General features: G+C 62.8%; 14 protein-coding genes. 4 read left to right on the top strand and 10 right to left on the bottom strand.

The features are described from left to right. The first annotated feature begins 31 nt into the window (after positions 1-31). Positions 32-622 (top strand): TetR/AcrR family transcriptional regulator, encoded by a 591-nt coding sequence (locus tag FJ950_RS15075; RefSeq protein ID WP_140617348.1) that lies wholly within the window; start codon positions 32-34, stop codon positions 620-622. A 310-nt stretch (positions 623-932) separates the two neighbouring features. Here FJ950_RS15075 and FJ950_RS15065 read toward each other — a convergent pair whose 3' ends face one another. From FJ950_RS15065 to FJ950_RS15045, 5 genes are all read right to left on the bottom strand, one after another. Then, on the bottom strand, positions 933-1,955 hold the full coding sequence (locus tag FJ950_RS15065) for a LacI family DNA-binding transcriptional regulator (protein ID WP_015318878.1): 1,023 nt from the start codon (positions 1,953-1,955) through the stop codon (positions 933-935). A 31-nt stretch (positions 1,956-1,986) separates the two neighbouring features. Beyond that, complete coding sequence (locus FJ950_RS15060) at positions 1,987-2,778, bottom strand: ATP-binding cassette domain-containing protein (protein WP_015318877.1); 792 nt, start codon at positions 2,776-2,778, stop codon at positions 1,987-1,989. A gap of 3 nt (positions 2,779-2,781) precedes the next feature. Beyond that, positions 2,782-3,768 (bottom strand): ABC transporter permease, encoded by a 987-nt coding sequence (locus FJ950_RS15055; RefSeq protein WP_015318876.1) that lies wholly within the window; start codon positions 3,766-3,768, stop codon positions 2,782-2,784. Between the two features lie 117 nt (positions 3,769-3,885). Then, on the bottom strand, positions 3,886-4,821 hold the full coding sequence (locus tag FJ950_RS15050) for a substrate-binding domain-containing protein (protein ID WP_015318875.1): 936 nt from the start codon (positions 4,819-4,821) through the stop codon (positions 3,886-3,888). 295 nt (positions 4,822-5,116) lie between these two features. Then, positions 5,117-6,274, bottom strand: coding sequence for a fumarylacetoacetate hydrolase family protein (locus tag FJ950_RS15045; RefSeq protein ID WP_140617347.1), 1,158 nt, complete (start codon positions 6,272-6,274; stop codon positions 5,117-5,119). A 258-nt stretch (positions 6,275-6,532) separates the two neighbouring features. On the opposite strand from FJ950_RS15045, the gene FJ950_RS15040 reads away from it, so the two are divergent. Further along, positions 6,533-7,135, top strand: coding sequence for a 2'-5' RNA ligase family protein (locus FJ950_RS15040; RefSeq protein WP_140617346.1), 603 nt, complete (start codon positions 6,533-6,535; stop codon positions 7,133-7,135). Between the two features lie 125 nt (positions 7,136-7,260). Continuing rightward, on the top strand, positions 7,261-7,614 hold the full coding sequence (locus FJ950_RS15035; RefSeq protein ID WP_140617345.1) for a nuclear transport factor 2 family protein: 354 nt from the start codon (positions 7,261-7,263) through the stop codon (positions 7,612-7,614). A 94-nt stretch (positions 7,615-7,708) separates the two neighbouring features. Here FJ950_RS15035 and FJ950_RS15030 read toward each other — a convergent pair whose 3' ends face one another. Next, a complete protein-coding gene (locus FJ950_RS15030) occupies positions 7,709-8,188 on the bottom strand; it encodes an SRPBCC family protein (RefSeq protein WP_140617344.1) in 480 nt (159 codons plus the stop codon). Then, positions 8,185-8,541, bottom strand: coding sequence for a metalloregulator ArsR/SmtB family transcription factor (locus FJ950_RS15025; RefSeq protein ID WP_140617343.1), 357 nt, complete (start codon positions 8,539-8,541; stop codon positions 8,185-8,187). Before FJ950_RS15025 ends, FJ950_RS15030 begins: the two co-directional genes overlap by 4 nt. A 165-nt stretch (positions 8,542-8,706) precedes the next feature. On the opposite strand from FJ950_RS15025, the gene FJ950_RS15020 reads away from it, so the two are divergent. After that, the gene (locus FJ950_RS15020) at positions 8,707-9,057 is read left to right on the top strand and encodes an ArsC family reductase (protein ID WP_140617342.1); all 351 of its coding nucleotides are present in this window, start codon (positions 8,707-8,709) and stop codon (positions 9,055-9,057) included. A 100-nt stretch (positions 9,058-9,157) separates the two neighbouring features. On the opposite strand, the gene FJ950_RS15015 is transcribed toward FJ950_RS15020, so the two are convergent. Genes FJ950_RS15015 through FJ950_RS15005 form a run of 3 tightly spaced genes read right to left on the bottom strand, consistent with a single transcriptional unit; the run spans position 9,158 to position 11,780 of the window. Then, positions 9,158-9,511, bottom strand: coding sequence for a DUF488 domain-containing protein (locus tag FJ950_RS15015; protein WP_015318868.1), 354 nt, complete (start codon positions 9,509-9,511; stop codon positions 9,158-9,160). A 23-nt stretch (positions 9,512-9,534) separates the two neighbouring features. Next, positions 9,535-10,791 carry an aminopeptidase gene (locus tag FJ950_RS15010; protein WP_140617341.1) on the bottom strand — a complete coding sequence of 419 codons (1,257 nt, stop codon included), beginning with the start codon at positions 10,789-10,791 and terminating at the stop codon, positions 9,535-9,537. After that, complete coding sequence (locus tag FJ950_RS15005; protein ID WP_140617340.1) at positions 10,788-11,780, bottom strand: LysR substrate-binding domain-containing protein; 993 nt, start codon at positions 11,778-11,780, stop codon at positions 10,788-10,790. Before FJ950_RS15005 ends, FJ950_RS15010 begins: the two co-directional genes overlap by 4 nt. Between the last annotated feature and the right edge of the window lie 5 nt (positions 11,781-11,785).

The following is an 11,785-nucleotide window of genomic DNA, read 5'->3' as shown; positions in this document are numbered from 1 at the left end:
GAGAGTTTTTTGGAAACGAAAGGAGATCATGATGACAGACGGCGTCGTGGAGCGCTCTCGTCCCCGGGATCGGATTCTGGAGACGGCGCGTGACATGTTCCACAAGCACGGCATCAAGGGCGTCGGCGTCGACGCCATCACCGAGGCTGCCGGCACGAACAAGATGACGCTCTATCGTCACTTCGAATCCAAGGACGAACTGATCGTCGAATGCCTGCGCGCCAACGCACTGAAAGCTGGCGCGATGTGGGAAACGTTCGAGGCCGAGCATCCGGGTGACAAGCTCGCTCAACTTCATGCCTGGGTTCGCAAGGCCGCCGCCATGCTCAACACCGACGGCCGTGGCTGCGACATGGCCAACGCCGCCGCCGAGCTGACCGAACCCGATCATCCGGCAAGGCGCGTCATCAAGGAACTCAAGGAAGCCCAGCGCGAACGCCTGGTCGGGCTCTGCCGGGATGCCGGCATCGGCCAGGCCGAGCTTCTCGCCGATACGCTGTCGCTGCTGTTTGAAGGTGCGCGGGTCAGCGTGCAGACCGTCGGTGCCGAGGGCCCGAGCACGCAGTTCGTGCGGATGGCTGAAGGACTGATCGTTTCCTTCCGGGGCAATGCCGCCGGTTAAGTATTGCCGTGGCTGCTGGTGATTTTGCGGTCGCGTGACCGAAACGATGTCTGCTGCCCTATAGGCAGCACGCTATTTCCCGTTGACTGAACGAAAAAAGCCCGCTGCCGGGAGGAGGTGGCAGCGGGCTCGATTTCGAATGTGGCGCGGGAGGAGGTGCACCCCATTCAGCGTCGGCATCGCATCTGGGAGGAGTAGATGGCCGACAACCAGAACGTACGAGTTGCCCAATGATTCGGCAACAATGAATTGTGCATAGCTGCTGTGCAGATTTGCAGGGGCGGTCAGGTTCCCCAGGAGATGCGGGATCTCACTGCACGGGTACGTTTTCCCGGAAGATCAGTCGCGGCTCGATGAATTTGCGGGTGAGATAGGGCGCCGATGATGCGATCGAGCCGAGCAGTTGGATCACCGACTGCTCCGCGATCAGCCTGGCGTTCTGGTCGATGACGACGTCGGCGAGGTCGTCGACGAGGTAGCCGCGTGTCTCCCTGGTCAGGTCGTGGCAGATGAAGACCGGCTTGCGGTTGGGCCTGGTTTCCCGGATCGCCTTGGCAATGCCGGAGCGCCCGGCGCCGACACAATAGATGCCGAGCAGTTCCGGCTCGTTGCGCAACGCTTTCATGGTTGCGGCATAGCTGGCGTCGGGCTCGTCATTGATCTCGACGGCGCTGCTGACGGTGAGGTTGGGAAACTCCTCACCAAGCACGGAGCGGAAGCCCATCTCGCGCTCTTCATGGCCGCGGTAGGAACGCGAGCCGACGACCATCGCCAGCTGCCCCTCGCGGCCACCGAGGAAGCGTCCCATCAAAAGTGCCGCCGTCCGTCCCGCCACGCGGTTGTCGATGCCGACATAGGCCGAGCGGGGAGCGGCCGGAATATCGGACACCAGCGTCACCAGCCGGATACCGGCCTCGACCATGTCGCGCAGGATGTTGCGCGTCCTGGGATGATCGACCGCGATGACACCGACGCCGTTGGCGCGCAGCGACAGCTTTTCGACCGCGGTCTGCAAGGCATTGGGCGAGATACCGGCGAGATTGTGAATCCGGCAGGACGCCACCAGCGGCAGGCGCGAGGCGTAGTCCTCGATGTGCTTTGCCAGGTCGTGCATGAAGTCGTTCGAGCCGATCGGCAGGAAGAATTCCAGGTTTGCGGGCCTCGAGGGAAGCGTCACCTGGTCGGCGACCGGCAGATAGCCGAGCTGCTTGGCGGCCTCCATGACGCGTTGCCGGTTGGCGGCACTCGCTCCGGGCCGGTTGTTGAGCACCCTGTCGACCGTCGCGGTCGACAGCCCGCAGTTCCTGGCGATGTCGGAGACGGTAGCCTTCATGCCGCAACCCTACACGTCGCTTCGTACGTCCTCAGTGCGCCGGCTTGCCGTCGGCGAGGGCGTCGCGGATGTCCTTGTCCGACATGCCGGTGATGATGCGCTCGACTTCCGTCACGGTTGTCGTCTTCGGATCGATGTCGTCGGCCACCACCTTGCCCCTGCGCATGACGACGATGCGGTCGACCACCTGGAAGACATGGTGGATGTTGTGCGCGATGAAGATGCAGGAGTGGCCGGAATCGCGGGCGTTGCGCACAAAGCTGAGCACGCCTTGGGTCTCGGCCACGCCGAGGTTGTTGGTCGGCTCGTCGAGGATGATCAGGTCGCTGTCGAAATGCATGGCGCGCGCGATCGCGACCGCCTGCCGCTCGCCGCCGGAGAGCGAGCCGATCGGCGTCGTCGGCGGGATGTTCTTGGAGATTCCGACCTGTTTGAGCAGATCGCGGGCGACCGTGTTCATGGCGTCCTGGTCCATGCGGTTAAGGAAGCGCGGCGGCTTGATCGGTTCTCGACCCAGGAACAGGTTGCGCGCGATCGACAATTGCGTGACCAGGGCGGAGTCCTGGTAGATGGTCTCGATGCCGTGGGCGATGGCGTCGCTGGTATCGCGCAAGGTGACCTTCTTGCCGCGGATGAAGATATCGCCGCTGGTCAGCGGCACCGCGCCGGAGAGAACCTTGATCAGCGTCGATTTGCCGGCGCCATTGTCACCCAGCAGGCCGACGATCTCACGCTCGTTGACATGGAAATTGGCGTCCACCAGCGCCTGCACGCGGCCATAGGACTTGCGTATGTTGTGCATGCGGATCAATGGCTCGGCCATGGTTCAAGTCCCCGCCTGGTGCCGGCGTTCCAGCCATGAATGCAGCGCCATCATGCCAAGGATGATCGCGCCGATGAAGATGTTGTAGGCAAGGCCGGGCACGCCGATCAGCACGATGCCGTTGCGCATCACGCGCAGGATCAGGATGCCGAGCACGGTGCCGATGATGGTGCCGCGCCCGCCGGTGAGTGCGGTGCCGCCGATCACCACCATGGCGATTACCTCGAGCTCGTAGCCAGTACCGCTGTTGGGGTTGGCGGCGGATGTGCGCAGCGAGGAGATGACGCCGGCAAGCGAGGCCATGACCGACGACAGGACGAACAGGCCGACCTTGACGCGATTGACATTGACGCCGCGGGCACGCGCCGCGTTGGGATTGCCGCCCGCCGCCTGGATCCAGTTGCCGGTCCGGCTTTGCGTCAGGACATAGCCGAGCGCGATCGCCGCGGCGATGAACCAGAACAGCGACATGTAGATGCGGAACGGCCCGATGAAGAAGTCGCCGACCAGAGCCTCCGCCAGCCAGCTGCCTTCGGCACTCCAGGTGCGCTGCGGAAACCCGTCGGTGATGAAAAGCGCGCTGCCACGCACCACCAGCAGCATGCCGAGCGTCACCAGGAAAGACGGGATCTTGAGCTGCGTGACGAACCAGCCATTGACCAGGCCGATCAAGGCGGCAACCACCAGCGCGACAAGGAAGCCCATTTCCAGCGAGGTGACGCCAGCATTGAACAGCGTCCACATCAGCACCGGCGAGAAGCCGAACAGGGACCCGACGGAGAGGTCGAATTCGCCCGACGTCATTAACAGCGTCATCGCCAGCGCGATCAGGCCAAGCTCGACCGTGAAGGCCAGCGTGTTGGAGATGTTCTGCGGCGACAGGAAGTCGTGGTTGAAACCCCAGAAAACGGCGATCTCCACGATGAGCAGAATGAAAGGTCCGAATTCCGGCCGCGCGATCAGGCGTTGGATGAGCGAATGATTTTCCACTGGAACCCGCGACATGGTTGAGACGGGCCGCGAGCTCCACCGCATCGGGTGGCATGCCACGGCGCAGGAAGATATCTGGCGCCGTGCGAAAAACGCGCGGCGCCGGGGGATCGCGGATTATTTGCCGGACAGGATCTTGTCGTAGACCGCCGCAGTGTCCTTCTCATAGAGCGCGCCGGTGATGACGTTGAAGCCCGGAGGAATGCCGCTGGCCGCCATGTTGGCGAGCGACAGCGCCACATAGCTGGTCGCCTGCGGATCCTGCCACTGGCCGGCATTGACATAGCCGTTCAGCACTTCCTGGGTGGTGTCGAGCGAGTTGCCCCAGCCGACGACCGGGATTTCGCCCGGCTTGACGCCGACCTGGTCGAACACGCGCTTGATCGAACCGGTTACGAGGTCGCCCAGGCCGATGATGGCGTTAACCTTGCCCTTGTGGGCGGTGAGGTAGTCTACCATGCGGTTGATCACCTCGGCCTGGTCGAGTGTCGCTTCGGTCACTTCATAGGTGATGCCGAGCGGGCCGAAGACGCTCTTGATGCCTTCTTCTTCCTGCACGCCGTAGGTGGCGCCGGGGATCTCGACCGGCATCCAGACGAAGTCGCCCTTCTTCACCAGGCCCTTGTCGACCAGATACTGCGCCCAGTGCTTGCCGAAAGTGACGTTGTCACCGCCGACATAGGCGTTGAAATTGGCCTTGGGATCGGGCGTGTTGAAGTTGATGATCGGGACGTTGGCCGCGCGCGCTTCCTTGACGATCTCGACCAGGCTGCCCGGATCGGGGCTGGTGGTGACGATGCCGTCGGCCTTGGCCGAGAGGGCGGCACGGACCGCCTCCTGCTGCGAGGCGACGTCGCCATTGTGGAACGACGTGTTGACGGTGTTGCCGGTGTCCTTGGCCCATTGCTTGGCGCCGGCGAGGAAGTAGGTCCAGACCGGGTCGGCCGGCCCGCCATGTGAAATCCAGTAGAACGTCTTGGCCTGCGCGGCTGCCGGAATGACCGTCAGCGCGATCAGCAGGCCGTAGAGCACAAGTCTTAGTCTCGTCAGCATTTGATTTCCTCCCGATTGAAGATGATCCGTCCCTTGTTCCGGCTTCAGCCGGATTGCGTCTTTTTGCCAGCGCCGCTCGGATACCTAAGAGCATTCCCTTTTTCGGCGAATGGCAAGCCTCCATCTGCAGATGTAGTGGGCGCCTGACGCGGCGCCATCAGCGACCCCATCAGATCGCATCAGTCGGGCTGATTTTTCCCGGGCAGTCGGATGATTGTCGCCGAGAGCTCAGCCGGGCGGACTATCCCGATCACGTCTAGGCGGTCTCTGAGGGCGAAAGCCCCCAAAGAGCCGCTTAGAGCAGGCCGGCCTTGGCCAGGTCGCGCATCAAATGGCTGGCGCCGTAGGTCCAGTGCGGGCAATCGGGCGACAGCCGCACGCGGTTGACCAGCGCGCCGAATTTCTCCGACGAGATGGTGACGATGTCGCCGACCTTGTGCGTGAAACCCTTGCCCTTTTCGCCGCGATCCTTCGACGGCACGAACATGGTGCCGAGATAGAGCGCCAGCCCGTCCGGATACTGGTGATGCGGGCCCATGGCCGCGGCAACCAGCTCCTCCGGCGAGCGGCTGATCTCGGCCATCGAGCTTGCCCCCTCCAGCGAAAACCCGTCCTCGCCCTCGACCTTCAGGCGCACGACGGCCTGCTTCACGTCGGCGATGGAGAACGTGTCGTCGAACAGCCGGATGAAGGGGCCAAGCGAGGCCGAGGCGTTGTTGTCCTTGGCCTTGCCGAGCAGCAGCGCCGAACGGCCCTCGACGTCGCGCAGATTGACGTCGTTGCCGATGGTGGCGCCGACGATCCTGCCGCTCGAGGCGGCGATCATGGCGATCTCCGGCTCCGGATTGTTCCAGGTCGAAACCGGATGCAGGCCGACATCGGCGCCGAAGCCGACCGAGGCCATCGGCTGGCACTTGGTGAAGATCTCGGCATCGGGGCCGATGCCCACTTCCAGATATTGTGACCAGGCGCCGCGCGAAATCAGCTTGGCCTTGATCTCCATCGCCTCTGGCGAACCGGGCTTGAGCTTCGAAAGATCATGGCCGATCAGGCCCGCAATGTCGGCGCGGATGGCGTCGGCCTTCTCGGCCGAGCCACGCGCCTGTTCCTCGATCACCCGTTCGAGCAGGCTGACCACGAAGGTGACGCCGGAAGCCTTGATCGCCTGCAGGTCGACCGGCGACAGCAGAAAGGGTTTTGCCCGATCGCGCGTGGCTTCGAAACTGTTGGCCGCGATGGCGTCGAGTGAACCGATCGGCTTGCCCCTGGCCGAGCGCACATGGCCGGCCGGGTCGGCCAATTCGCAGACGTCACGCACGGTGGGCGCCGCGCTGGATGTGATGTCGAAGACGGTGCCGTCGCGCACCGTGACGACCAGGGGGTGCGAGGCATCGCCGCTCCTGGCGCGGCCGACAAACAAGCCTTCAGCGGGCAGATGTGTCGGGTTGGTCATGAGTTGGGTTCCTCGTTGAATCGAAAATGCTGGCCCGGTCGGCGCGGCACTTTCGCCGGATTCCATTCAAAGGTCTATCCCATCCAAGCAGTAGAGCGGTGGCCGCGAATATGCCGACTGGGTCATCCACGATGTCCGGATGTCAAGGACATCACCGGGCTTAGGGTCCGGTTACTCGAACTTGACTCAGAGAATTGTTCGTGTTTTGTTCTGGGTGCCAGAACAGAACGGAGGCGTTCCTTGGCGAGCGTATAGGGAATGTACCAAGGCGAACTAGATTTCGGAATTCCAGAACCGCCAAGGCGGCCCAAAAAACCGGATCGTGTCTTCTTCGGCGTGTTTCTGCAGGCAGGGGATTATTCTCGGTTTGCTGATTGTCAAAGCCGACTATGCCACAAATTTGGCATAGCCGGCTCACCGCTGATACCGGAGCGTTTTCATGTCAGCCAGCAGCATGTCGGGGACTACAAGCGGCTGCGGTCGAAAATCATCTTTGCGGCCACCCGATCGGGGCAGCGCGTCATGATGCCTGCTTTTGAGATCACCTTTCGCCACGCCAGGAGCTTTCCTGGCCGCCCGGCGACAAGAGGCCGACCGGCCAAGCATCCCTTCGTGCTTGTGGCCGATGACGGCCCGGTTTGTGAACTGAGCGGGAATCTCTGCGCCGAAATGCTGCGTGAAGGCCTGAAGGCATCAGACGGGTTCGTCCCTCATCTGACCCTTGCCTATGACCAGAAACTTATCCCACAACTGCCGATCGAGCCGATCAGCTTCGTGGCGCGGGAGTTCATTCTCGTGCACAGCCTGCGCGGGCTGACGCAATATGACTTCCTGGAACGTTGGCCGCTGATTGCGATGTAACGAAGGGGCCGCTGGTTCGCGCGACACCCCATCCTGACAGGGTCATGTCAGCTATCGACCTGTCCGCGATGGCAGGTCCGCAAGCGGTTCCCTACTTGCAATGCGTCTGAACAGGAGGAACAAAAATGACCGTCACGGAAATCGCCAAGGAGTTCACCGAACTTCTCAAACAGGGCAACAACGAAGGTGCTGCCGAAAAATACAATGCCGACGATATCATCAGCTACGAAGCGATGGAGGGACCGATGGCCGTCAGTCACGGCAAGGAGGCCCTCAGGCAGAAAAGCCAGTGGTGGCAAGAGAACCACGAAGTGCATGGCGGCTCGGTCGAGGGCCCTTATGTCAACGGCGATCAATTCGCGGTGCGCTTCACCTTTGACATAACGCCCAAGGCCACCGGCGAGCGTGTCACCATGGATGAGGTTGGCCTGTACACGGTCAAGAACGGCAAGATCACCGAAGAGCGCTTTTACTACTGAGGCCGGAAATCGGGTCTTCCCAGCTTTGCTCTCTTTGCGGCAAGGTTGAAAATGTGCACGGCGGCCAGAGCGATCCTCTGGCCGCTGGGAGCGTTCAAATCGTCTTCACATACCGCGCAAGTTGATCGGCCACCGTGCCCCAGCCGTCGAAGAAACCCATCTCTTCATGGTTGTCGCGGGTGGCTTGGTCACGGTGAATGGCTGTGGCGGCATAGCGCGTACCCTGGCCATCCTGATGGAGCGAAATGACCGCGGTGATGAAAGGCTCGCCCGAGGGTCGATAGCCGGGCAGCAGCGCATCCGTCCACACCAGCCGCTCGTTGGGCACGATTTCCAGATAGCAGCAGTGGCGGTCACTGACCTCCTTGCCGTCGGGCGACTGCATGCGTGTCCGAAACAGGCCGCCCGGCCTGAGGTCGATCTCGCAGTCGGTGATCAGCCACGGCTTCGGCGTGAACCACTGCCTGACATGCTCAGGTGTCGTCCAGGCTCGCCAAAGCAATTCGCGCGGCGCATCGATTACGCGCTCCAGCGTCAGGTCCAGTCTGGGATCCGGCTTGAACGGATAGCTCATTTTTCTGTCTCCTTGAGGGTCATGACATAGGCATCGAACCGGTCGAGGCGGCGTTCCCAAACTGTACGCTGTTCGGCCAGCCAGCTTTCGGCGAGCTTCAACGGTTCAGGCGCAAGCTCGTAAGTCCTGACCCGTCCGGTCTTTTGCGAACGAACCAGCCCGCAGCCTTCGAGAATCTTGAGATGGTCGATGAAGGATGGCAGGGCCATCTCGAAAGGCTGGGCCAGTTCGCTGACCGAAGCAGGGCTCCTGTTCAGCCGCTCGACCACGCGCCGTCGCGTCGGGTCGGCAAGCGCGCGAAAAATGCCGTCGATCGGCGGGAGGCTTGGATTTGCACTCTGGAGGCTGGTCATCGATCGGTCCCGGGTCGTCAAAAAGCGATTAGAAACACTTAGGTAATTGCCTTAGTGTTGGCAAGCGCCAAATTTCCGGCAACGCTGACCAAGCTGCTGGCCAAGCGGGAAGGGCGGTTTTAGGCTGCGAAACGGATTCGACTGTCAGCCCAAGGGAAGAGCACTTTGACGATCACCATGTACGGCATCACCAATTGCGACACGATCAAGAAGGCGCGCGTCTGGCTGGAGAGCCATGACCTTCCCTATCGTTTCCACGACTATCGGGCCGAAGGGATCGAGGCTGGCAAGCTGAATGGCTGGGCCGGCAAGGTCGGTTGGGAAAAGCTGCTCAACAAGGGCAGCACGACGTTTCGCGAATTGCCGGAGGCGGACAAGCAAGGCCTCGACGAGAAGAAGGCGAAAGCGCTCATGCTGGCCAAGCCGACGATGATCAAGCGGCCGGTCTTGGAGATCGGCGATCGGGTGGTGGTTGGCTTCAAGCCGGAGGTTTATGAGCAGACGGTGGGGAAGTAGGCGGAAGCGTCGCGACGTCCGATCTCCACCCTCGTGGGGGAGATGTCCGGCAGGACAGAGGGGGGGCGCTGTCCCGCCTGCTTGCGAAGGTCCGAGCGCCTCAACCCGCGCTCAAATACTCCGCCAGCGCCACCGCATTATTGTGCGCCTCATCATGCGCGCCGTAGAGCAGCGTTACCTTGCCCTCGCCAAGCAAGCCGCGCAGCTGCGCAACCGCCTCACCATTCCCGTCGAGCTCAGCCCCGTACCGCTTCCGAAATTCCGCCCAACGTGCCGGCTCGTGCCCGAACCACTTCCGCAGGTCGTCGCTCGGCGCGATCTCCTTCAGCCACAGTGCCAGCGCGGCATGCTCCCTGCTGACGCCGCGCGGCCAGATGCGATCAACCAACACCCGCTGCCCGTCATCGGCAGCGGGCGGCTCGTAAATCCGCTTGACCATCAGGTCGAAAGCCATTCGACCTCCCTACGCCGAACCCCTCAGGCCCACTCGCCTTTGCGCATCACCGGCACGCGGCTGCCATCCTTGGCGACGCCGTCAATGTCGATCTTGTCCGACCCGATCATCCAGTCGATATGGATGAAGCTCTTGTTGCCGCCGCGCGCCGCGATTTCGTCCTGGCTGAGCGAGGCGCCGTCGACGAAGCATTTCGAATAGCATTGGCCGAGCGCGATGTGGCAGGCGGCGTTTTCGTCGAACAGCGTGTTGAAGAACAACAGGCCGCTGGCCGAGATCGGCGAGGAATGCGGCACCAGCGCCACTTCGCCCAGACGACGCGCGCCCTCGTCGGTTTCGAGCACCTTCTTCAGCACGTCCTCACCTTTCGACGCCTTGGCCTCGACGATCCTGCCGCCCTCGAAGCGCACCGAGATGTCGTCGATCAGCGTGCCTTGGTAGGACAGCGGCTTGGTCGAGGAGACATGGCCCTCGACGCGCCGCGCATGCGGAGTTGTGAAAACTTCCTCGGTCGGGATGTTGGGATTGCAGGTGATGCCGTTCTTGGCGGTCGAGGCGCCGCCCATCCACTCATGGCCATCCGCCAGCCCGACCGTCAGGTCGGTGCCCGGTCCAGCGAAATGCAGGGCATGGAAATCATGGCCGTTGAGCCATTCGGTGCGGCCGCGCAGCGCCGCATTGTGCGCCGTCCAGTTGCCGATCGGGTCTTCCACATCCACCCGCGAGGCGGCGAAGATGGCGTCGGCGAGCTTCGCGACCGCCACGTCGTCGGCATCGCCGGGGAAAACCTGCCTGGCCCAGGCCAGATCCGGATAGGCGACGATGTTCCAGTTGATGTCGAAGCCGGTGATCTTCTCCAGCGCCGGCTGGTAGGCCATCGAATTGGCCTTGTTGGCGCGCGCCACCTTCGCCGGATCCTGCGCCGACAGGAGCGACGGATCCTCGCCGCGCACGGCAAGCCGGGCTGCGTTGTTGGAGAAGGCCTTAGCCATGCCTTCGTAGAGCCAGCCGGCGGCATGGTCGAAGCCAGCATCGGCGCCGAAGCGGTAGCGCGCCAGCGTCATCTCGTCATCGTTGAAGATCGGCGTCACCAGCCCGGCACCGGCCTTGTAGGCGTGTTCGACGATGCGCCTGGTCAGCGGCAGGGCCGCGATCGACGATGTCAGCACCAGGTCCTGTCCGGGCTGCAATTGCAGCCCCACCTTGATGGCGACTTCCGCCAGCCTGTCGAGCTTCACCGGGTCGATCGTTGCGGAAACGCCGCGCGAATGTGTGGTCATGATCCTGCCTGTCGTCTTGGGATGTTTGATTGAACATAGACCGGTGCCGCGGTGCTTTCCACCGTGATCGTGCCGCTGGGCTCCGCGACCGACGATCCGAACCGCGCCATCGTCGCCGCGATCTCTTCCTTGATCCAGATCATGAAGTCCCGGACCTTGCGGCTCTCGGCCTTGGTGGCGGAGGTCACCAGCCAGTAGCCGAGGCCGCTCTGGGCGCGAATTCCGAACGGCGCCACCAGGCGCCCGTCGGCCAGCGCATCGGCCGTCAGCAATTGCCAGCCGAGCATCACGCCATGGCCGGCGATCGCCGATTCCAGGCACAGCATCGGGTCGGTGAAGCTCGCGCCTTTCTGGAAGGTAACGGGTTGAACGCCGGCGGCCGCGAACCAGCTCTCCCAGTTGATCATCGCCCGCTCGTCGGTGATGGCGCAGGTCTGGGCGAGGTCGCAGATCGACGTTAGTTTTCTGGCAATCCCGGGCGCGCAGACCGGGAAGACTTCCTGCGCCAAAAGCAGCTCCGCCTTTCCACCCGGCCATTTGCCGTCGCCAAGCCGGATGGCAATGTCGACGTCCGAGTGATCGAGATTGGCCAGCCGCACTGAAGCGTCGATACGCAGCAGCACGTTGGGATGCCGGTCGAAGTGCCGCGACAGCCGTGGCAGCAGCCATTTGGAGGCAAAGGCCGGTGCCGCCGAAACGACCAATGTGCACTGGCTGGCTTCGTCGGCCAGTGCCACGGCCTGGGCAAGCTCGCGAAATCCAGTGCCAAGGCGGGCCGCGAAGACGGCGCCGAATTCGGTCAGGACGAGGCCGCTGGTCGTGCGCTCGAACAGTGCCTGGCCGAGCTGTTTTTCGGTGCGGCTGATCTGCTGGCTGACGGCGCTGACGGAAACATTGAGTTCGCCGGCGGCGGCGGCGAGCGAGCCGAGACGGGCGACGGTTTCCACGGCGCGAAGGCCGTTGAGATGAACGCGGTTGAGCATGGCCATTTGAG

Source organism: Mesorhizobium sp. B2-3-14, assembly GCF_006442175.1.
Lineage (GTDB): Bacteria > Pseudomonadota > Alphaproteobacteria > Rhizobiales > Rhizobiaceae > Mesorhizobium > Mesorhizobium australicum.
The sequence above is the reverse complement of the archived record's forward strand: the minus strand, read 5'-3'. Positions and strand labels throughout refer to the sequence as shown.

Bases quoted from the DNA above. Each gene is read 5' to 3' on its own strand.
- FJ950_RS15045 (WP_140617347.1), bottom strand. From the start codon at position 6,274: ATGACCAACCCGACACATCTGCCCGCTGAAGGCTTGTTTGTCGGCCGC.
- FJ950_RS15050 (WP_015318875.1), bottom strand. From the start codon at position 4,821: ATGCTGACGAGACTAAGACTTGTGCTCTACGGCCTGCTGATCGCGCTG.
- FJ950_RS15075 (WP_140617348.1), top strand. From the start codon at position 32: ATGACAGACGGCGTCGTGGAGCGCTCTCGTCCCCGGGATCGGATTCTG.
- FJ950_RS15025 (WP_140617343.1), bottom strand. From the start codon at position 8,541: ATGACCAGCCTCCAGAGTGCAAATCCAAGCCTCCCGCCGATCGACGGC.
- FJ950_RS15015 (WP_015318868.1), bottom strand. From the start codon at position 9,511: ATGGCTTTCGACCTGATGGTCAAGCGGATTTACGAGCCGCCCGCTGCC.
- FJ950_RS15035 (WP_140617345.1), top strand. From the start codon at position 7,261: ATGACCGTCACGGAAATCGCCAAGGAGTTCACCGAACTTCTCAAACAG.
- FJ950_RS15040 (WP_140617346.1), top strand. From the start codon at position 6,533: ATGTACCAAGGCGAACTAGATTTCGGAATTCCAGAACCGCCAAGGCGG.
- FJ950_RS15010 (WP_140617341.1), bottom strand. From the start codon at position 10,791: ATGACCACACATTCGCGCGGCGTTTCCGCAACGATCGACCCGGTGAAG.
- FJ950_RS15065 (WP_015318878.1), bottom strand. From the start codon at position 1,955: ATGAAGGCTACCGTCTCCGACATCGCCAGGAACTGCGGGCTGTCGACC.
- FJ950_RS15005 (WP_140617340.1), bottom strand. From the start codon at position 11,780: ATGGCCATGCTCAACCGCGTTCATCTCAACGGCCTTCGCGCCGTGGAA.
- FJ950_RS15060 (WP_015318877.1), bottom strand. From the start codon at position 2,778: ATGGCCGAGCCATTGATCCGCATGCACAACATACGCAAGTCCTATGGC.
- FJ950_RS15030 (WP_140617344.1), bottom strand. From the start codon at position 8,188: ATGAGCTATCCGTTCAAGCCGGATCCCAGACTGGACCTGACGCTGGAG.